We start from the raw sequence: 20,802 nt of genomic DNA, 5'->3' as shown, positions 1-20,802 counted from the left end.
TTTACAAATGCGCCACCAGATTCATGATCTGCAGGCCCCTGTGCCCGGGACCGCACGACAGATCCACAGCTTCCATTACGGCCCGGAAAAGGCCAAAGGCAAGATCTACATCCAGTCCTCGCTGCACGCCGATGAGTTGCCCGGCATGCTGGTGGCCTGGCATCTCAAGCAGCGACTGCTGGATCTCGAAGCCGCCGGGCGCCTGCGCAGCGAAATCGTGCTGGTACCGGTGGCCAACCCGATCGGCCTCGATCAGGCACTGATGGATGTACCGCTAGGCCGCTTCGAACTGGAGAGCGGGCAGAATTTCAATCGATGGTTCATCGACCTCAGTGAAGAAGTCGGCAACGCCGTCGAAGCACAATTGGGCGATGACCCGCAGCGTAACGCCGAGCTGATCCGCGCCAGCCTGCGCAACGCGCTCGCCGGGAAAGCCGCCGGCACCCAGCTGCAATCCCAGCGACTGACCCTGCAACGACTGGCCTGCGATGCCGAGATGGTGCTGGATCTGCACTGCGACTTCGAAGCCGTCGCCCATCTCTACACCACCCCGCAAGCCTGGCCGCAGGTCGAGCCATTGGCGCGCTACATCGAGTCCCAGGCCAGCATGCTGGCCACCGACTCCGGTGGTCAGTCCTTCGACGAGAGTTTCCCGCTGGTGTGGTTGCAACTGCAGGAACGCTTCGGCGACCGCTTCGAGATTCCCCTCGGCAGTTTCGCAGTGACCATCGAGTTGCGCGGCCAGGGCGACGTCAACCATCCGCTCGCCAGCCGCGATTGCCAGGCCTTGATCGATTACCTGATCCATTTCGGAGCGATCGACGGCGAACCGGCGCCGCTGCCGGCACTGCCCTACCCGGCCACGCCCCTGGCCGGGGTCGAACCCGTGGCCACGCCGGTCGGCGGACTGCTGGTGTACGACACGCTGCCAGGGCAATACCTGGAAGCAGGGCAGAAAATCGCTGAAATCATTGACCCGATCACCGATCAGGTCACCCCTGTCCACTGCACCACCGCCGGGCTGATGTATGTCCGTTCGCTGCGGCGCATGGCCACCGCCGGCATGGTAATCGCCCACGTCGCGGGCGCCGAAGCCTACCGCAGCGGCTACCTGCTATCGCCTTGAGGATGCACGCCCCCATGTACAAATTGACCATCGAAGGCCTGCATAAGAGTTATGGCGATCATGAAGTCCTCAAAGGTGTTTCGCTCAAGGCCAAAACCGGCGATGTCATCAGCCTGATCGGCGCCAGCGGCTCGGGCAAAAGCACCTTTTTGCGTTGCATCAACTTCCTGGAACAACCCAACGACGGCGCCATGAGCCTCGACGGGCAGAACATTCGCATGATCAAGGACCGTCACGGCATACACGTGGCCGATGCCAATGAACTGCAGCGCATTCGCACCCGCCTGGCCATGGTGTTCCAGCACTTCAACCTGTGGAGCCACATGACGGTGCTGGAAAACATCACCATGGCCCCGCGTCGGGTGCTGGGGTGTGACCGGAAAGAAGCCGAGGACCGCGCCCGGCGCTACCTCGACAAGGTGGGGCTGGCCTCCCGTGTGGCGGACCAATACCCGGCCTTCCTGTCCGGCGGTCAGCAACAACGGGTAGCGATTGCCCGCGCACTGGCCATGGAGCCGGAAGTCATGCTGTTCGACGAACCGACCTCGGCGCTGGACCCGGAACTGGTGGGTGAAGTGCTGAAGGTGATCCAGGGCCTGGCCGAGGAAGGCCGGACCATGATCATGGTGACCCACGAAATGAGCTTCGCCCGCAAAGTGTCGAGCCAGGTGCTGTTTCTGCACCAGGGCCTGGTTGAGGAAGAAGGCGCGCCAGACGACGTGCTGGGCAATCCGAAAAGCGAGCGGTTGAAGCAGTTCCTCAGCGGCAACCTGAAGTAACCTGCGCAAAACCCTGTAGGAGCGAGCCCTGCTCGCTCCTACAGTGGATCTGCGGTGTCCGGATTATCAGGCAACAGGCGAAGGCGGTGGCTCATCCGGCAGGGTCGGCTCGCCTGGCTCGTTAGGTTGTTCATTCGGGGTATCAGGATCAGGCTGGCCGGGGATACCCCCTGCCATGCTGACGGGCGGATGTGCCAACAAGGACCAGGCCAGAATGCCAACCTGATTGGGTTCAAGCCTTGCCAGTTCGGCACTGATTCGCGGATCGATCTTCATTCGGCACTCCTGAGCGATGACCCGACCCGCCTTGCGCGGATCGGAACAATACACCCCATAGAGTGTACGCCCGCTCAGGAATTCCCGGCACTTGTCGGACGGTTGACTCAGGTGCGAGGCAGGGTCACGCCACGCTGGCCCTGGTACTTGCCGCCACGGTCCTTGTAGGACACTTCACATTCTTCGTCAGATTCGAGGAACAGCATCTGCGCCACGCCTTCGTTCGCGTAGATTTTCGCCGGCAAATTGGTGGTATTGGAGAACTCAAGGGTCACGTGACCTTCCCACTCAGGCTCGAGCGGCGTGACGTTGACGATGATGCCGCAGCGCGCGTAGGTGCTTTTACCCAGGCAAATGGTCAAGACATTACGCGGAATGCGGAAGTATTCGACGGTGCTGGCCAGGGCGAAGGAATTAGGCGGAATGATGCACACGTCGCTGTGGATGTCGACGAAGCTGCCGGCATCGAAGTTCTTCGGATCGACGATGGCCGAATTGATGTTGGTGAACACCTTGAAATGACTGGTGCAACGCACATCGTAGCCGTAGCTCGACACGCCATAGGAGATCACACGGCTATCGTCGCTGCCGCGCATCTGGCGCTCGACGAACGGCTCGATCATGCCGTGTTCCTGCGCCATGCGGCGAATCCACTTGTCCGATTTGATGCTCATGGCGGGTGTCCTGAATAGCGAGGTCGAAAAATTCTGTCCGGCATCTTACCGGGCGCGCCGCCGGGTTCAAAGTCCGCGGTGCAATTCTCGCCGAACAGGCAGGAATTACCTGTGCTGGCGACGAACCGTCGCACCGCCGATCCTTAAATCAGAGAAACCTTCGCAAGAAGCATTGGCACGTCCCGGAAAAAGGGTTAAGGTGGCGCCACTGTGCTGCTTGTGTCACTGAGAATCTCTACACGATATGTTGAATTTCGATCCAACCATCTACAAGAATTTTTCCTGCTCTTTGCACTCAGTCTCGGCCAGGGTTCTTCCTGAGTCGCAGTTATCTTTGTTCAAGGAGTTACACCATGTCTAATCGCCAAACCGGTACCGTTAAGTGGTTCAACGATGAAAAAGGCTTCGGCTTCATCACTCCACAATCCGGTGACGACCTGTTCGTTCACTTCAAAGCTATCCAATCCGACGGCTTCAAAAGCCTGAAAGAAGGCCAACAGGTTTCTTTCATCGCTACCCGCGGTCAGAAAGGCATGCAAGCTGAAGAAGTTCAAGTTATCTAACTTGTACTTGCTTTAGTAAAAAAGCCCCGCCCTCAACAGCGGGGCTTTTTTGTGCCTGTGTGTTTTTCACAGGTAAAAAAGATCGCAGCCTGCGGCAGCTCCTACAGGGTGAACATAACTCCCCTGCAGGAGCTGCCGCAGGCTGCGATCTTTTAGCGTCTTACCAGGTCACGCCAAATCCTGCGGTGTAGCGTGTCTTGTCCAGATCCGCATCGTCGGTGCCGCTGATGATGTCCCGCTCCGCCTTCAGGTTCAGCGAAGCCCAGTCAGTCACCTTGTAGCGCAACCCCATCTCGGCATCGAGTGCGTAGTCGGCCACACCCGACAGCGGCTTGCCGACCTCACCACTGGTGAAGAACTCGACACGCTTGCCGACCAGGTAGCGGTTGTAATCCCACGTCATGGCCAGTGCGTAGAAATTGTCCTTGCTGCCATCGGAGAATTCATAGTCCGTGTGGTTGACCAGCGAGCCCAGGGAGAACGCCCCGAGTTCGTTATCCCAGAACTGATAGCCGGGACCGGTACCGACGGTGCGCTGACGGGAAAGGTCTTCGACCTTGTCGCGCTTGTACACCAGGCGCCCCTGCCAGAACCATTGCTCGGTCAGGAATCGGTCGATGGAATACTCGGCCCGCCAGTTGTCCGTGGTCACCACGTCGTCCTGGAACTCGCGGTTGTATTCACCTTCGGCGGTATGCCGCCAGCGACCGTGGCGCGCACTGGTCTTGAAATCGATGTCGTAGTCATCGGTGTCGTTTTCCGCCCGCTGATAATCCAGCGCGATATCGACGTTGCCTTTCCACACCAGATCCTCAACCACCGGTTTTGGCTTGAGAATCTGCTGAATGCTTGCCAGCTCGACCGTCTTCGGTGCGTCGCCGTTGGCCAGCGTGACCTTGCCGGCGTCCGCCGCTTTCAGCGACTTGGCTTTCTCGCCACTGTAGGCATCCTGCTTGACCAGCAATTGCTGATCGCTGTCCAGAGTCTTGACCTGTTTCCAGTCGATCGTCACCGCACCGGCGTACTCGGTCTGGATCAGCAGCTTGCCGCCATCGAACAGCGTGATCTTGCCGCTCAGCTTGTCACCGTTCTTCAACCACACGGTATCGGCTAACAAGGGAGTAGAAGCACTGAGGACAGCGAGACACAGCAGGGGTCTGGACAACATAAGCAAAATACGGGCTCGGGCTTGCGAGAAAAGTCGGCATTATCCGTAGGAATAATGTCCTGACAAGGACTGACCCGACTATTTCTGTTGAGTTCATTTCTCAACCGCCTGTACAGGATTTACTCTACAGATGGTAAAGCAGACTTCTTCAGGAATGACGGACGTGACCGATCCAACCGATGAACCCGAGAGTGCGGCGCAAATCCGACGCACGGCGCTGTATCTGACACTGGCGCAAGTTCCCGAGGGCAAAGTCGTCAGCTACGGTCAATTGGCCGAGCTTGCAGGACTGGGTCGCGCCGCCCGCTGGGTCGGCCGCACCCTCAGCCAATTGCCGAGCGACAGCAAATTACCCTGGCATCGCGTTCTGGGTGCAAACGGGCGTATCAGCCTGCCGGCGGGCAGCCCTTCGGGCGATGAGCAGCGCGCACGATTACGCATGGAGGGCATCAGTGTCCTGAATAATCGTGTTGATATTCAGCGCCATGGCTGGCGTCCGGTAGAGCACAGCGGTTAGAGTGCGCGCTTTGTTTCCGTATTTCTTGAGGCAGACTCCAGCCCATGCCCCGTAAAACCTGGCGCGCCGCGCTCGCCGCTTATGCCAGCCCTTCGACACTCGTGCTGTTGCTGCTTGGTTTCGCCGCCGGCCTGCCCTACATGCTGGTGTTTTCGACGCTTTCAGTCTGGCTGCGTGAGGCTGGCGTGGCGCGTGAAACCATTGGTTATGCAAGCCTGATTGGCCTGGCATATGCCTTCAAATGGGTCTGGTCACCGTTGCTCGACCAATGGCGACTGCCATTGCTTGGCAAACTCGGTCGACGACGATCCTGGCTCGTGCTGTCCCAAGCACTGGTCATCCTTGGCCTGATCGGGATGGGTTTCTGCGATCCGCAAAAGCATTTGTCCTGGCTGATCGCCATTGCCGTGGTCGTCGCTTTCGCATCAGCGACGCAGGATATTGCGGTAGACGCCTATCGCCTGGAAATCGCCGAAGACAATCGTCAGGCCGCCCTGGCCGCCAGCTACATGTCCGGCTACCGGGTCGCCGCGCTGCTGGCGACTGCAGGCGCGCTGTACTTCGCCGAAGGCTTTGGCTCCACCGGCTTCAACTACAAGCATTCGGCCTGGGCCGGCACTTACATTCTGTTCGGGGTGCTGATGGTCCCGGCACTGCTGACTTCCACGTTCATGCGCGAACCACCCGTGCCGTTGCGCACGCAACTGCAGGCCGGGCGCTACAGCTTCGTGCATCAACTGGCCTCGGTGTTCGTGCTGATCATATTGCTGGTGTCCGTGCCGGCCATGTTCACCCAGCTCTACTACACCGACTTCGCCAGCGTACTGTTCGAAGGCGTGAGCGTGCTCGACCTGCTGCTCGAAGACCGCGCGTTCCTGCGGGCCATCCTCTATATCACGCTCACCGCCCTGTGCCTCTCGGCCATGGGCCGTCGCGGCCTGGCACCGGTGCTGACTCCGATCAACGACTTCATCCTGCGATACCGCTGGCAAGCGTTGCTGCTACTCGGTTTGATCGCCACCTATCGGATGTCCGATACGGTCATGGGCGTGATGGCCAACGTGTTCTACATCGACCAGGGCTTCACCAAGGACCAGATCGCCAGCGTCAGCAAAATCTTCGGCCTGATCATGACCCTGGTAGGTGCCGGCATGGGCGGCCTGCTGATCGTGCGTTTCGGCATCCTGCCGATTCTGTTCATCGGCGGCGTCGCATCCGCGGCGACCAACATCCTGTTCCTGATACTCGCCGATATGGGCCCCAACCTGAACATGCTGGTGCTGACCATCTCCCTGGACAACTTCAGTTCAGGCCTGGCCACCTCGGCGTTCGTCGCCTACCTGTCGAGCCTGACCAACCTCAAGTTCTCCGCCACCCAATACGCCCTGCTCAGCTCGATCATGCTGTTGCTGCCGCGCCTGATCGGTGGCTATTCCGGGGTCATGGTGGAAAAATTCGGTTACCACAACTTCTTCCTGATCACCGCTTTGCTGGGCGTCCCGACCCTGCTGTTGATCGCCTTGCACTGGTTCCAGGAGAACCGCCGCGAAGGTCCGACACCGACACCGGAACCGGTGCAGACCCCGGTCACCGAAGAATCGTAGGATCTTTACGCAGGAACAATCGCGGAGGGCCGAGTGAATCGTGCCCTCCTGCCACACCACTGACCGCACGCCTGTACGCCAGCGGATCTCGCCCGTACAATGTTCCGTCATTTCTCGTCATCAGCAATCGATAACGGCCAACCATGCGCACCAGTCAATTTTTGCTCGCCACACAAAAAGAAACGCCTTCCGACGCGGTCGTGATCAGCCACCAGCTGATGCTGCGCGCCGGCATGATCCGCAAACTCGCCTCGGGCCTGTACACCTGGCTGCCGATGGGCTTGCGGGTAATGCGCAAGGTCGAAGCCGTCGTTCGCGAAGAAATGAACGCCGCCGGCTCTCTCGAAGTGTTGATGCCGAGCACGCAACCGGCAGAGCTGTGGCAGGAATCCGGGCGCTGGGAAGAGTATGGCCCTGAATTGCTGCGCTTCAAGGATCGCCACGGTCGCGACTTCTGCGCAGGTCCCACCCACGAAGAAGTCATCACCGATCTGATGCGCAACGAATTGAGCAGCTACAAGCAGCTGCCGATCAACCTGTACCAGATCCAGACCAAATTCCGTGACGAGATCCGCCCACGCTTTGGCTTGATGCGCGGCCGCGAATTCATCATGAAGGACGCCTACTCCTTCCACGCCGATCAGCCTTCGCTGCAGGTCACCTACGACCGCATGCACCAGGCTTACTGCAACGTGTTCACCCGTCTGGGCCTGAGGTTCCGCCCTGTTGAAGCCGACAACGGCTCCATCGGCGGCGCCGGCTCCCACGAATTCCACGTTCTGGCCGAATCGGGCGAAGACGACATCGTCTTCAGTAACGGCTCCGACTACGCGGCGAACATCGAGAAAGCCGAGGCCGTGCCACGGGAAACCTCGCGCGCCGCTCCGTCCGAAGAACTGCGCCTGGTCGACACGCCGAATGCCAAGACCATTGCGCAACTGGTCGAAGGCTTCAACCTGCCGATCGAAAAAACCATCAAGACCCTCGTGGTGCACGCTGAAGAGAAAGGCAAGCTGATTGCCCTGATCATCCGTGGCGACCATGAGCTGAACGAAATCAAGGCGGGCAACCAGCCAGGCGTTGCCAGCCCGCTGGTCATGGCCTCGGAAAGCGAACTGCGCGACGCCATTGGCGCCGGTGCCGGTTCCCTGGGTCCGTTGAACCTGCCGCTGCCGATCATCATCGACCGTTCGGTCGAACTGATGAGCGACTTCGGCATCGGCGCCAACATCGACGACAAACACTACTTCGGCGTGAACTGGGAGCGCGACCTGCCTGTTCCGACCGTTGCCGACCTGCGCAACGTTGTGGCCGGCGACCCGAGCCCGGACGGCAAAGGCACCCTGGAAATCAAGCGCGGCATCGAAGTCGGGCACATCTTCCAGCTGGGCAACAAGTACAGCAAAGCGATGAAGTGCGAAGTGCTGGGCGAAAACGGCAAGCCGGTCACCCTGGAAATGGGCTGCTACGGCATCGGCGTGTCCCGCGTGGTAGCGGCTGCCATCGAGCAGAACAACGACGAAAACGGGATCATCTGGAGCGACACCCTCGCGCCGTTCCAGATCGCCCTGGTGCCGCTGCGCTACGAAACCGAACAGGTTCGTGAGGCCACCGACAAGCTGTACGCGCAACTCACCGCTGCCGGCTTCGAAGTGCTGCTCGACGACCGCGACAAGAAAACCAGCCCGGGCATCAAGTTCGCGGACATGGAATTGATCGGCATTCCACACCGGATCGTGGTCAGCGACCGCGGCCTGGCCGAAGGCAACCTGGAATACAAGAGTCGCACCGAGGCCGATGCGCAAGCGCTGCCGGTCGACGACGTACTGTCGTTCCTTCAGGCCCGCATCCGCCGCTGATACCAGACATAGAGGCGTCATGTTCAAGCGAAACACCTTAGGCCTCGGTGGTGCTGCCTTGTGCGGCACCCTGCTGGTCAGCGGCTGTGCCAACCACATGTCACAACGCAGCGAGCAAGAGGAACGTGTCGAGCGCAAACTGCTCGATCACAGCCTGCAGATCGATGTCGGTGAGCCCAAGGTGCTTGAGCTGCCGCAACGGCGGGTGAAAATTCACGAGCAGAAGACTTTCGAAGTCACCGAGTACGAAGTCACGCGTCACTACGACCGCTATACGCCGTACCAACCCTGGCGGGAGATTTACGAAATCCCGCTGGGCGCGGTGGCCGTGGTGGCGGGTGTCGGTGCCAACGTGGTCAATGTGTTCGCCCTCGGCAATCTGCCGGACAGCGTGACCAAGGATTGGCTGAGCTACGGTTTCGCCGGGCTCAACCCGTTCATGAACGTGCAGTCCCACGGTCGCGCGCAACAGAACCTGGCCGGCATTGATGAAGTCCAGCGCGACAAGCGTACGGAATACTCAAGCCTGCCCTGGAGCGAGCGCCCGGTCGAGGTCAAGGCCGGCAAGGAAACCTTCGAGCTGACCACTGACAAAAACGGCGTGTTACGCCTGAATCTGTTGGACAACCCGTTCGCCGAACATGACATCAATCATCTGAGCCGCTTGCTGATCCGTGTCGAGGATGCCCAGGGCAACGTGCACAACGATTCCACCCTGGTCATCAGCAGCAACTTGCGCAGCAAGCTCTATGAGGCCCACGGGTTGATTTATGACGATCTCGAGGGTGACGAAGTCAGCCAATGGGTCCACCGGGTCAAACGCCTGTCGGAGCTGGGTCTTGAAGAGGAAGCCAGTGAGCTGGAACAGAGCCTGATCGAACTGACGCGCAATGATCCTGAATTGCAGACCGAATTCCTCAAGTCACTGGCCCGCAATGGCGAGCGACTGGTGGCGAATCCGGGGCTGAACTAAACCCCAAAAAAAGATCGCAGCCTGCGGCAGCTCCTACAACAGATCGCGTTCTTCTGTAGGAGCTGCCGCAGGCTGCGATCTTTTGTGTTTCAGAATTTACCGCTCAAACAACTCCATCTGCTCGAACCCGCCCCGCAAGTCCTCCAGCCGCACGCCGACGCCCAACAACCGCACGGGTTTACCGCCGCGATTGAAGGCCTGGGTCAGCATCAACTGATAACTGCCCAGATCCCGCCCTGCCCCGGCCTGCTCCAATGTCGTCTGGGTGAAGTCGTGGAACTTCACTTTGACGAATGGCTTGCCCGGACGATAGCTGCTGTCGATTCGCGCCATGCGGCCAGCCAGGGTCTCCAGCAGCTCGGGCAATTTATCCAGGCAACTCTTCAGATCTGGCAGATCGACGTCGTAGGTATTTTCAACACTGATCGACTGACGACGACTGTCGTTGTGCACCACGCGGTCATCTATCCCACGGGCCAGGCTCCAGAGTCGCTCGCCAAAGCTGCCGAATTCACGCACCAGCGCCAACTTGTCCCACTCGCGCAATTGCAGGCAATCGGTGATCCCCAGCTTGCCGAGTTTGTCGGCAGTGACTTTGCCGACCCCGTGCAATTTGCTCACCGGCAAGCCACTGACAAAATCCTCGACCTGGTCCGGCGTGATGACGAACAGGCCATTGGGCTTTTTCCAGTCACTGGCGATCTTGGCCAGAAACTTGTTCGGCGCCACACCCGCCGACACGGTGATATGCAACTGGTTGGAGACCCGGCGCCGGATGTCCTGGGCGATGCGCGTTGCGCTACCACCGAAATGCGCACTGTCCGACACATCGAGGTACGCCTCATCGAGCGAGAGCGGCTCGATGATCTCGGTGTAATCGCGAAAGATCGTGTGGATTTCCCTGGAAGCTTCTCTATAGGCGTCCATGCGTGGCTTGACGATGGTCAGGTCCGGGCACAGCTTCAAGGCATGCCCGGAGGACATCGCCGAACGCACCCCGTACGCTCGCGCCTCATAATTGCAGGTGGCGATCACCCCGCGCCGGTCCGCCGCCCCACCTACCGCCAGTGGTTTACCGGCCAGGCGTGGGTCGTCGCGCATTTCGATGGCTGCATAGAAGCAGTCACAATCGACGTGGATGATCTTGCGTTGAGTCATAGCAAAGCCGTGTTCATGGCAAAGAAAAGGCGTCATAACGTGCCGGACAAACAGTATCTCACCGACACCTGTATATAGCACCAGTGGTCTGAATGTTCTTTTCCAATCGTAGGAAGAGTCGATTGTGAATTTATTTTTTCAATCGAAAAATTACTTTCAATAGAAGCGCAGGCCTTGTCCTGCCTGCCTCACAGACCGGTCGACCTCCCCTTTTGAACGCTAACCGATTGAACAGGAAGAGGTTTTATCGGAATTGGAGGTTGACACCCGAGCGCATCTCTATAGAATGAGCCACACAGACGCGGGATGGAGCAGTCTGGTAGCTCGTCGGGCTCATAACCCGAAGGTCGTCGGTTCAAATCCGGCTCCCGCAACCAAACATCAAAAAAGGCTACTCGAAAGAGTGGCCTTTTTTGTGCGTGCTCGTTTTGTAGCGTCGAACACCGAAACAAGGTCAGGACACTCAACGACACCGAAACCGGAAATCGTTCTGATTCCGAAACTTAGGCCATCGCGGCGACCGTTTACCGCGATTCAACGTTTATTTGACCTGATTCAGGATTAACGGTTGACACCCCGGCATTACTCTATAGAATGCCGCCACACAGACGCGGGATGGAGCAGTCTGGTAGCTCGTCGGGCTCATAACCCGAAGGTCGTCGGTTCAAATCCGGCTCCCGCAACCAAACATCAAAAAAGGCTACTCGAAAGAGTGGCCTTTTTTGTATCTGTTGAAAAAGTCCTTTCGCAACAATGACCTGTCACTGTGAAGCAAGCCGTTTGGGGGGGGGCACCCATGCGCCGGGTTCAGACTATGCTCTATCGCAGGCTGAAGCCTTCACGACTGATGACGCGCCATCCCCGTCGCCCGGTGATAGGCGTTAATATTTGTGATTATTTTTTTCTGCAGGGATTGGTAACTTGGCTGGATACCCCCATCCTGTCGCGCACAATCCAAGAGGTGATTGATGCGCGCCAACTCGTCTGATTCACAAGACACTGTCACAGCGACACAACCGATCAAGGCTGAGCGTCTGCGCCTGCTCGATCGTTTGAGCAAATACCGTCAACCCATTGGCCTGGCGGTCACCCTGCTGTTGTTCGCGATCGCGCTGATTGCCTGTCGCCACCTGTTGAGCGAACTCGATCTTTACGCGCTGCACGATTCGATCCTCGAAGTCCCGAAACCTGCCTTGCTGGGCGCACTGGGCGCAACCGTGGTGGGCTTCATCATTCTGCTCGGCTACGAATGGTCGGCCAGCCGCTATGCCGGGGTGAGCCTGGCACCGCGCGAGTTGGCGCTGGGTGGTTTCACGGCCTTTGCCATTGGCAACGCTATCGGTCTTTCAATGTTGTCGGGCGGTTCGGTTCGCTATCGCCTCTATGCCCGCCATGGCCTGGGAGCGGCTGAAGTCGCCCGCATGACACTGTTCGCCAGTCTCTCGCTGGGTTGCGCCCTGCCGCCGCTGGCTGCCCTGGCGACGCTCAGCGACCTGCCGGCGGCGTCCACCGCCCTGGGACTCTCCGAGACATTGCTGGGCGTGGTGGCAGGTGCCGTGCTCGTACTGTTTTCGGTGCTGGCTATCGGTATCTACCGTCGTCGGCTGCCGGAACAGCCTTACCCGGACAACCTGCTGGTCAAGGTCGGGCGTCGCACCTTGCGCCTGCCCGGGCGTCGCCTGACCTTCCTGCAATTGATCATCACAGCCCTCGACGTAGCAGCCGCTGCGACCGTGCTCTATCTGCTGCTGCCGGAAACACCGCCCTTTGGTGCGTTCCTGCTGGTTTACCTGTTGGCGCTGGCCGCCGGCGTGCTCAGCCATGTGCCGGGTGGTGTCGGGGTGTTCGAGGCGATTTTGCTGGCGGCGTTTTCCGACACCCTCGGTGCTGCGCCACTGGCGGCCGCCCTGCTGCTCTATCGCTTGATCTACGTTGTCCTGCCCTTGCTGGTGGCCTGCCTGCTGTTGCTGATCAACGAAGGTCAGCGCCTGTTCCAGACACGCCAGACGTTGCGCGCGGCCTCAGGCCTCGCGGCTCCGATACTGGCGGTGCTGGTATTCCTGTCCGGTGTTGTCCTGCTGTTCTCCGGCGCCACCCCGGAAATCGATACTCGCCTGGAACACATCGGTTTTCTGATCCCCCATCGACTGGTCGATGCTTCGCACTTTGGTGCCAGCCTGGTCGGCGTTCTTTGCCTGTTGCTGGCCCAGGGGCTGCGTCGCCGGCTGTCGGCCGCATGGATGCTGACCACCATTTTGTTGCTGGTCGGCGCCCTGCTCTCACTGCTCAAAGGCTTCGACTGGGAGGAAGCCAGCCTGATGGTGCTGACGGCGAGCCTGCTCGGGGTATTCCGTCGCTCGTTCTATCGCCCCAGCCGCCTGACCGAAGTACCGTTCTCGCCGCTGTACCTGGTGGCCAGCCTGTGCGTGCTCGGTGCGTCGATCTGGTTGCTGCTGTTCGCCTATCAGGACGTCCCGTACAGCCATCAACTCTGGTGGCAGTTCACTCTGGACGCCGATGCCCCACGCGGCCTGCGTTCGTTGCTCGGGGCTGCCGTGCTGCTGATGGTGGTGTCGCTGACCTGGCTGCTGCGCACCGCGCGCCCGGTGATCCACCTGCCGACGCCCGACGAACTGGAGCGCGCCAGCAAGATCCTCATGGCATCGGCCCAACCGGATGGCGGCTTGGCCCTGACCGGTGACAAGGCGCTGCTGTTTCACCCCAACGACGAGGCGTTCCTGATGTACGCCCGCCGTGGCCGCAGCCTGGTGGCGTTGTATGACCCGATCGGCCCGGGCCAGCAACGGGCAGAAATGATCTGGCAGTTCCGCGACCTGTGCGACATCCACCACGCCCGTCCCGTGTTCTATCAAGTGCGCGCCGAGAACCTGCCGTACTACATGGACATCGGCCTGACCGCGATCAAGCTCGGCGAAGAAGCCCGGGTCGACCTCAAGCGTTTTGATCTCGAAGCCAAGGGCAAAGAGATGAAGGACCTGCGCTACACCTGGAACCGAGGCACCCGCGATGGTCTGTCGCTGGAGATCTTCGAGCCGGGCCAGGCGCCGATGGATGAGCTCAAGGTGATTTCCGATGCCTGGCTGACCGGCAAGAACGTGCGCGAGAAAGGCTTCTCTCTCGGCCGTTTCAGCGATGACTACCTCAAGTATTTCCGCATCGCGGTGATTCGTTTCGAAGGACGCCCGGTAGCGTTCGCCAACCTGCTCGAGACCTACGGCCATGACCTGGCCAGCCTCGACCTGATGCGCGCGCACCCGGATGCCCCGAAGCTGACCATGGAGTTCATGATGGTCGGCCTGATTCAACATTATAAAAACCATGGATACGCGCGTTTCAGCCTGGGCATGGTGCCGTTGTCGGGGTTGCAACCCCGTCGCGGCGCGCCATTGACCCAGCGCCTGGGCTCGATGGTATTCCGCCGTGGTGAGCAGCTGTACAACTTCCAGGGCTTGCGCCGCTTCAAAGACAAGTTCCAGCCTGATTGGGAACCCCGTTATATGGCCGTGCCCGCCGGACTCGATCCGCTGGTTGCGCTGGCCGACACTGCTGCCCTGATCGCGGGCGGCTTGACCGGATTGGTGAAACGCTGATGATTCAACGCTCCTTGCGGTATGTATTGGGCACACTGGTGATAGTGGCCCTGGTTCTCGGTGGCGGTTACTGGTACCTGAAACGCCCGGCACCGGAACCGACCCTCCAATTGCTGACCCCGGCCGATGGTGCGGCGATGACCCGCGTCACCCCCGGCAACACGTCGCGCGCCCAGGTGCTGGTAGCGGTCAACGAAGACCAGAAACTCAGCGACAAGCAATTGATGACCCTGAGCCGTAGCGGCTCGGCGCAGATTGTCCAGGTGATCCTGCCCAAGGACTGCCTGCTGCAAAGCCGTGCCCTGCAATCGGGCCTGAGAGAGCTGAAAGGCCCGGCGACCCTGGTCAGCGGTATCGGCCCGGGCGCCGTGCTGGCCTGGCGCTGGTTGTCCGAGCAGAAGAGCGACAAGGCTCAGGCCATCTCGGTCGACCTGGCCCTGGAAAAGCCTGGCTGCACGCACCTGCTGCCGAAAAGCGCGGCCCACGGCCACTGGCTGGTGGCATGGAACGACAACCCGGACGACACCAGTGCCGGCTTCGTGCGCGATCAACCGAACGCCGAAACCAGCATCAGCGACTACGACATCAACCTGCCACAAGTGCTGAACAACGAGCTGCGCAAGATCCTCGTCGGTGGTGACAAGGCTGCTGGCGGCCTGCAGATCCCGGTGGTCGAAGTGCCAGCAGGCCAGGCCAGGGACACTGTCACCCTGTTCCTGTCCGGTGATGGCGGCTGGCGTGACCTCGACCGCGACGTGGCGGGCGAGATGGCCAAGATCGGCTATCCCGTAGTCGGCATCGACACCCTGCGCTACTACTGGCAGCACAAGAGCCCGGAGCAAAGCGCACTGGACCTGGCAGAACTGATGCAACACTACCGACAGAAATGGGGCACCAAGCGCTTCATCCTGACCGGTTACTCGTTCGGCGCAGATGTTCTGCCAGCGATCTACAACCGCCTGGCCGAATCGGAGCAGCAACGCGTCGACGCGATCATCCTGCTGGCCTTCGCCCGTACCGGCAGCTTCGAGATCGAAGTCGAAGGCTGGCTCGGTAATGCCGGCAAAGAAGCCGCCACCGGCCCGGAAATGGCTAAACTGCCAGCCGCCAAAGTGGTGTGCATCTACGGTGAAGAAGAAACCGACGAAAGCGGCTGCACCGACAAGACTGCTGTGGGCGAAGCCATCAAGCTGCCTGGCGGCCACCACTTCGACGAGAACTACCCGGCGCTGGCCAAGCGTCTGGTGGATGTGATCGAGAAGCGGCAGGCGAAGGAAGCCGAAACGACCGCTCAGGAGTGATCTGATAGAGCCTCCCAAAAAGATCGCTGCCTTCGGTAGCTCCTACAGGGTGTACACATTCCAATGTAGGAGCTGCCGAAGGCTGCGATCTTTGAACTGACTCTTGCCCCAGAACACAAAAAAGCCCCCGCTGCCGCAATGGCAACGGGGGCTTTTTGATGAGGCTTACATCTCCACCTGCGTCCCCAGCTCAATCACCCGGTTCAGCGGCAGATTGAAGAAACGCAAATTGCCGTTGGCGTTCTGCAACATGAACGCAAACAGCGCCTCACGCCAGCGCGACATGCCTTCGAGCTTGGAGGCAATGACCGTTTCGCGGCTGAGGAAGTAGGTGGTGCGCATCGGGCTGAAGTCCAGTTCTTCGAGATGACACAGTTTCAATGCCTTCGGTACGTCCGGCTCGTCGATAAAGCCGAAGTGCAGAATCACCCGGTAGAAACCTTCGCCGTAGGCATCGACCTCGAACCGTCGTGTTGACGGCACCCGCGGGATGTCTTCGTACACCACCGTCAGCAGCACCACTCGCTCGTGCAGTACCTGATTGTGCAGCAGGTTGTGCAATAACGCGTGGGGCACGGCATCCGGCCGTGCCGTCAGGAACACAGCGGTGCCCTGAACACGATGGGGCGGTTGTACGGCAATGCTGCTGATGAAGATCGGCAGCGGCAATCCACCCTCATCGATACGCTCGACCAGCAACTGCTTGCCACGCTTCCAGGTGGTCATCAGCACAAACAGCGCAAAACCGGCGATGACCGGGAATGCACCGCCCTGAACGATTTTCGGCACGTTGGCGGCGAAGTACACACCGTCTACCAACAGGAAACCCAACAGGATCGGCACCACAAGGACCGGCGGCCACTTCCACAGCAACAGGATTACCGCGGACACCAGAATGCTGGTCATCAGCATGGTCCCGGTCACCGCCACACCGTAGGCCGAGGCCAGGGCACCGGAGGATTCGAAACCCAGCACCAACAGCACCACGCCGACCATCAGCGCCCAGTTCACCGCGCCGATGTAGATCTGGCCCTGTTCGGCACTGGAGGTGTGCTGGATACGCATACGCGGAATGTAACCGAGCTGGATCGCCTGACGGGTCAGGGAGAACGCACCGGAAATTACCGCTTGTGAGGCAATCACCGTGGCCAGTGTCGACAGCCCGACCAGCGGGAGCAATGCCCAACTCGGTGCCAGCAGGTAGAACGGGTTGCGGGCCGCCTCCGGGTCGCCTAGCAGCAAGGCACCCTGACCAAAATAGTTCAGTACCAACGCCGGCAGCACGAGGATGAACCAGGCACGAGCGATCGGCTTGCGGCCGAAGTGGCCCATGTCCGCGTACAGTGCTTCGGCACCGGTCAGTGCGAGCACCACGGCACCTAGAATCGACACGCCCATGCCCGGATGGACCACGAAGAAACGTACGCCCCATACCGGGTTCATCGCTTGCAGAACTTCCGGATGCTGGCTGATGCCATAGACGCCGAGTGCCCCCAACACGAGGAACCAGGTGACCATGATCGGCCCGAACAGAATGCCGATACGCGCCGTACCGTGACGCTGGATCAGAAACAGCGCGACCAGCACTACCAGCGACAGCGGCACGACCCAATGGTCGATGCCTTCGAAGGCCAGCCCCAGGCCTTCAATCGCCGACAGCACGGAGATCGCCGGGGTAATCATGCTGTCACCATAAAACAACGCCGCGCCGATCAGTCCGCAGACCACCAGCAACATGCGCAATTTCGCGTGCCCCGCCGCCGCCCGCCGGGCCAGTGCGGTCAAGGCCATGATCCCGCCTTCGCCCTGGTTGTCGGCGCGCAGCACAAACATCATGTACTTGATCGACACGACCCAGATCAGCGACCAGAAAATGAGTGCCAGAATCCCCAGCACCCCGTCATGGTTGACCGGCACGCCATAGCCTCCGGAAAACACTTCTTTGAGGGTGTACAACGGACTGGTGCCGATATCGCCATAAACCACCCCGACTGCCGCGACCAGCATGCCGATCGGCTTCACCGCCGAATGTTCGGCACCTGCAGCCTGACTACTTGCCTGACCCATCCACCACTCCTACTTCTCAGACCCGGGCTTCTTTGAAAGAAGCACTATGCTTTGTCGTGCAGCATGCGCTGTTTTACTTCACGTTACAGACGTTTTGTTGACAGTAAAAACCAGTAAAGCGTAACGGCGCGAAGCATAGCGCAGCACTCGTCGTATTTCCCTGCATAAAGCTGGTCAAGTGAACGACTGATCGCTAGAATTGCGCACTTTTTGATCAGAGGCGCACTTCAAGCGCCCGTCCGTCGATTTTGCCCTGCCCGGCAAGCGGCGTCACAAAATACCGAGGTTAGACATGTCCACCACTCCTGCGCCGGCCAATCCAAAGGTTGGCTTCGTATCCCTGGGTTGCCCCAAAGCACTGGTCGACTCCGAGCGCATCCTTACCCAGCTGCGCATGGAAGGCTATGACGTGGTGTCCACCTACCAGGACGCCGACGTCGTGGTCGTCAACACTTGCGGCTTCATCGATTCGGCCAAGGCCGAGTCCCTGGAAGTGATCGGCGAAGCCATCAAGGAAAACGGCAAGGTCATCGTGACCGGCTGCATGGGCGTCGAAGAAGGCAACATTCGCAACGTACACCCGAGCGTGCTGGCCGTGACCGGTCCGCAGCAGTACGAGCAAGTGGTCAACGCCGTGCACGAAGTCGTGCCGCCACGCCAGGACCACAACCCGCTGATCGACCTGGTGCCGCCACAAGGCATCAAGCTGACCCCGCGCCACTACGCTTACCTGAAGATCTCCGAAGGCTGCAACCACAGCTGCAGCTTCTGCATCATCCCGTCGATGCGCGGCAAGCTGGTCAGCCGTCCGGTGGGCGACGTGCTCGACGAGGCCCAGCGCCTGGTCAAGTCCGGCGTCAAGGAGCTGCTGGTCATCTCGCAAGACACCAGCGCCTACGGCGTCGACGTGAAATACCGCACCGGTTTCTGGAACGGCGCGCCGGTGAAAACCCGCATGACCGAACTCTGCGAAGCCCTCAGCACCCTCGGCGTCTGGGTGCGCCTGCACTACGTTTACCCGTACCCGCACGTTGACGAGCTGATCCCGCTGATGGCCGCCGGCAAGATCCTGCCGTACCTGGACATCCCGTTCCAGCACGCCAGCCCGAAAGTGCTCAAGTCGATGAAGCGCCCAGCCTTCGAAGACAAGACCCTGGCACGCATCAAGAACTGGCGCGAAATCTGTCCGGACCTGATCATTCGTTCGACCTTCATCGTCGGCTTCCCGGGCGAAACCGAGGAAGACTTCCAGTACCTGCTGAACTGGCTGACCGAAGCCCAGCTCGACCGTGTCGGCTGCTTCCAGTACTCGCCGGTAGAAGGCGCACCGGCCAATGACCTGGACCTGGAAGTCGTCCCGGACGACGTCAAGCAGGATCGTTGGGAGCGTTTCATGGCGCACCAGCAGGCCATCAGCTCGGCACGCCTGCAAATGCGCATCGGCCGCGAGATCGAAGTGCTGGTCGATGAAGTCGACGAACAAGGCGCGGTGGGCCGCTGCTTCTTCGACGCCCCGGAAATCGACGGCAACGTATTCATCGACAACGGCAGCAACCTCAAGCCGGGCGACAAGGTCTGGTGCAAAGTGACCGACGCCGACGAATACGACCTGTGGGCTGAACAGATCTAAACGCATAAAATACGCAAAGCCCCGCTCTCTTGACGAGATGCGGGGCTTTTTTACGGCTATCGTTTGAGATTGAACGGACTCACATCACTCACGCATCAGGGGCAGACAGGCATGCGTCAGCATTCGGTCATCCACACGCCGAAACTCGGCGACTACGAAGAACTGACCCGGGTCTGGGAGGCCTCGGTACGCGCTACCCACGACTTTCTGCCGGACAGCTACATCAAACTGCTGAAAAACCTGGTGCTGACCCGCTACCTCGACTCGGTGATGCTGATCTGCACCAAAGATTCGAACCAACGCATCACCGGGTTCGCCGGCGTCGCGGCCGGCAAGATCGAAATGCTCTTCATCGACCCCGACCATCGCGGCCAGGGCCTGGGCAAGAAATTGTTGCGCTATGCCCTGGAACACCTGAACGCCGACGAACTGGACGTCAACGAACAGAACCCTCAGGCCCTGGGCTTTTACTTCAAGCAGGGCTTCGAGGTGATCGGTCGCTCGGAAGTCGATGGCATGGGCCAGCCGTATCCGTTGCTGCACATGCGTTTGCGTCAGGATCAACAATATTCACGCCATGGCTGACCCAACACCGATACCGATACCGATGTAGGAGCTGCCGAAGGCTGCGATCTTTGCTTTTAAGATCAAAAGATCGCAGCCTTCGGCAGCTCCTGCAAATGGAACCGGGATTAACCGGTGCCAGGCAGGTACAATGCCCCCCCCCCTTTTTGTTACGGCCCTGACATGACTGACCCGATTCGTCTCTCCAAACGCCTCATCGAACTCGTCGGCTGTTCCCGTCGGGAGGCTGAGCTGTTCATCGAGGGCGGCTGGGTCACCGTCGACGGTGTGGTCATCGACGAGCCGCAATTCAAGGTCGACACCCAGAAAGTCGAGCTTGATCCAGAGGCCAAGGCCACCGCTCCGGAACCGGTGACCCTGCTGCTCAATGTGCCCGTCGGCATGGACGCAGACACCGCCATGGCCACCCTCGGCGCCGAGACCCTGAGCGAAGAACACCGCTACGGCAAGCGCCCGTTGCGCGGGCACTTCCTGCGCCTGACCGCCAGCACTGACCTGCAGGCCAACGCCAGCGGTCTGCTGGTGTTCACCCAGGACTGGAAAATCCTGCGCAAACTCACCGCCGACTCCAGCAAAATCGAGCAAGAGTACGTAGTCGAGGTTGAAGGCGAGATGGTGGCTCACGGCCTCAACCGTCTGAACCACGGCCTGACCTACAAGGGCAAGGAGCTGCCGGCGGTCAAGGCCAGCTGGCAGAACGAAAACCGCCTGCGCTTTGCCATGAAGAACCCGCAACCGGGCATCATCGCCCTGCTGTGCCAAGCCGTCGGCCTGAAGGTCGTCGCCATCCGCCGCATCCGCATCGGCGGCGTGTCCATCGGCAAAGTGCCCGTGGGGCAATGGCGCTACCTGTCCGGCAAAGAGAAGTTCTAAGGCTCCCCGCGCCACCACACCTTTCGGCGCTGCTGTTT

At 60.0% G+C, this 20,802-nt stretch carries 17 protein-coding genes and 2 tRNA genes; 14 read left to right on the top strand and 5 right to left on the bottom strand.

Features of this window, described 5'->3' with window-relative positions; all coding sequences use genetic code 11:
- The first annotated feature begins 7 nt into the window (after positions 1-7).
- A complete protein-coding gene (locus KW849_RS15730) occupies positions 8-1,126 on the top strand; it encodes a succinylglutamate desuccinylase/aspartoacylase family protein (protein ID WP_218430273.1) in 1,119 nt (372 codons plus the stop codon).
- Positions 1,127-1,140: 14 nt separating this feature from the next.
- Positions 1,141-1,905, top strand: a complete 765-nt coding sequence (locus KW849_RS15725; RefSeq protein WP_218430272.1) for an ABC transporter ATP-binding protein — start codon at positions 1,141-1,143, stop codon at positions 1,903-1,905.
- A 66-nt stretch (positions 1,906-1,971) separates the two neighbouring features.
- On the opposite strand, the gene KW849_RS15720 is transcribed toward KW849_RS15725, so the two are convergent.
- Both KW849_RS15720 and dcd read right to left on the bottom strand, forming a co-directional pair.
- Positions 1,972-2,181, bottom strand: a complete 210-nt coding sequence (locus KW849_RS15720) for a hypothetical protein (RefSeq protein ID WP_218430270.1) — start codon at positions 2,179-2,181, stop codon at positions 1,972-1,974.
- Positions 2,182-2,288: 107 nt separating this feature from the next.
- Positions 2,289-2,855: a dCTP deaminase gene (gene dcd / locus KW849_RS15715; protein ID WP_085724551.1), complete on the bottom strand. Its 567-nt coding sequence runs from the start codon at positions 2,853-2,855 to the stop codon at positions 2,289-2,291.
- Positions 2,856-3,208: 353 nt separating this feature from the next.
- Here dcd and KW849_RS15710 point away from each other — a divergent pair, with 353 nt between their 5' ends.
- The gene (locus KW849_RS15710; RefSeq protein ID WP_002554837.1) at positions 3,209-3,418 is read left to right on the top strand and encodes a cold-shock protein; all 210 of its coding nucleotides are present in this window, start codon (positions 3,209-3,211) and stop codon (positions 3,416-3,418) included.
- Positions 3,419-3,578: 160 nt separating this feature from the next.
- Here KW849_RS15710 and KW849_RS15705 read toward each other — a convergent pair whose 3' ends face one another.
- Positions 3,579-4,586 carry a DUF481 domain-containing protein gene (locus KW849_RS15705; protein WP_218430268.1) on the bottom strand — a complete coding sequence of 336 codons (1,008 nt, stop codon included), beginning with the start codon at positions 4,584-4,586 and terminating at the stop codon, positions 3,579-3,581.
- A gap of 154 nt (positions 4,587-4,740) precedes the next feature.
- Here KW849_RS15705 and KW849_RS15700 point away from each other — a divergent pair, with 154 nt between their 5' ends.
- The 4 genes from KW849_RS15700 (at position 4,741) to KW849_RS15685 (ending at position 9,539) form a co-directional block, all read left to right on the top strand.
- Positions 4,741-5,103, top strand: a complete 363-nt coding sequence (locus KW849_RS15700; RefSeq protein ID WP_256357244.1) for an MGMT family protein — start codon at positions 4,741-4,743, stop codon at positions 5,101-5,103.
- A 44-nt stretch (positions 5,104-5,147) separates the two neighbouring features.
- Complete coding sequence (locus KW849_RS15695) at positions 5,148-6,707, top strand: AmpG family muropeptide MFS transporter (protein ID WP_218430264.1); 1,560 nt, start codon at positions 5,148-5,150, stop codon at positions 6,705-6,707.
- 143 nt (positions 6,708-6,850) lie between these two features.
- Entirely contained in the window at positions 6,851-8,566 is a 1,716-nt protein-coding gene (locus KW849_RS15690; protein WP_218430262.1) for a proline--tRNA ligase, read from the top strand.
- 19 nt (positions 8,567-8,585) lie between these two features.
- Complete coding sequence (locus KW849_RS15685) at positions 8,586-9,539, top strand: hypothetical protein (RefSeq protein ID WP_218430260.1); 954 nt, start codon at positions 8,586-8,588, stop codon at positions 9,537-9,539.
- 96 nt (positions 9,540-9,635) lie between these two features.
- Here KW849_RS15685 and dinB read toward each other — a convergent pair whose 3' ends face one another.
- Positions 9,636-10,697 (bottom strand): DNA polymerase IV, encoded by a 1,062-nt coding sequence (gene dinB / locus KW849_RS15680; RefSeq protein ID WP_218430258.1) that lies wholly within the window; start codon positions 10,695-10,697, stop codon positions 9,636-9,638.
- 300 nt (positions 10,698-10,997) lie between these two features.
- Here dinB and KW849_RS15675 point away from each other — a divergent pair.
- From KW849_RS15675 to KW849_RS15660, 4 genes are all read left to right on the top strand, one after another.
- Positions 10,998-11,074: transfer RNA gene (locus tag KW849_RS15675), tRNA-Met, on the top strand.
- 232 nt (positions 11,075-11,306) lie between these two features.
- Positions 11,307-11,383, top strand: a tRNA-Met gene (locus KW849_RS15670).
- A gap of 282 nt (positions 11,384-11,665) precedes the next feature.
- Entirely contained in the window at positions 11,666-14,308 is a 2,643-nt protein-coding gene (gene mprF, locus KW849_RS15665; protein ID WP_218430256.1) for a bifunctional lysylphosphatidylglycerol flippase/synthetase MprF, read from the top strand.
- On the top strand, positions 14,308-15,609 hold the full coding sequence (locus tag KW849_RS15660; protein ID WP_218430255.1) for a virulence factor family protein: 1,302 nt from the start codon (positions 14,308-14,310) through the stop codon (positions 15,607-15,609). The genes mprF and KW849_RS15660 overlap by 1 nt, the downstream gene beginning before the upstream one ends.
- Before the next feature lie 165 nt (positions 15,610-15,774).
- On the opposite strand, the gene KW849_RS15655 is transcribed toward KW849_RS15660, so the two are convergent.
- Positions 15,775-17,676 (bottom strand): potassium transporter Kup, encoded by a 1,902-nt coding sequence (locus KW849_RS15655; RefSeq protein WP_218430254.1) that lies wholly within the window; start codon positions 17,674-17,676, stop codon positions 15,775-15,777.
- A gap of 292 nt (positions 17,677-17,968) precedes the next feature.
- Here KW849_RS15655 and rimO point away from each other — a divergent pair, with 292 nt between their 5' ends.
- From rimO to KW849_RS15640, 3 genes are all read left to right on the top strand, one after another.
- On the top strand, positions 17,969-19,306 hold the full coding sequence (gene rimO, locus KW849_RS15650; protein WP_008052161.1) for a 30S ribosomal protein S12 methylthiotransferase RimO: 1,338 nt from the start codon (positions 17,969-17,971) through the stop codon (positions 19,304-19,306).
- A gap of 111 nt (positions 19,307-19,417) precedes the next feature.
- Positions 19,418-19,891, top strand: a complete 474-nt coding sequence (locus KW849_RS15645) for a GNAT family N-acetyltransferase (protein WP_108216692.1) — start codon at positions 19,418-19,420, stop codon at positions 19,889-19,891.
- A gap of 162 nt (positions 19,892-20,053) precedes the next feature.
- Positions 20,054-20,764 carry an rRNA pseudouridine synthase gene (locus tag KW849_RS15640; RefSeq protein ID WP_218430253.1) on the top strand — a complete coding sequence of 237 codons (711 nt, stop codon included), beginning with the start codon at positions 20,054-20,056 and terminating at the stop codon, positions 20,762-20,764.
- The last annotated feature ends 38 nt before the right edge of the window (positions 20,765-20,802 follow it).

The organism is Pseudomonas sp. PDM26 (genome assembly GCF_019219185.1).
Lineage (GTDB): Bacteria > Pseudomonadota > Gammaproteobacteria > Pseudomonadales > Pseudomonadaceae > Aquipseudomonas.
The sequence above is the reverse complement of the archived record's forward strand: the minus strand, read 5'-3'. Positions and strand labels throughout refer to the sequence as shown.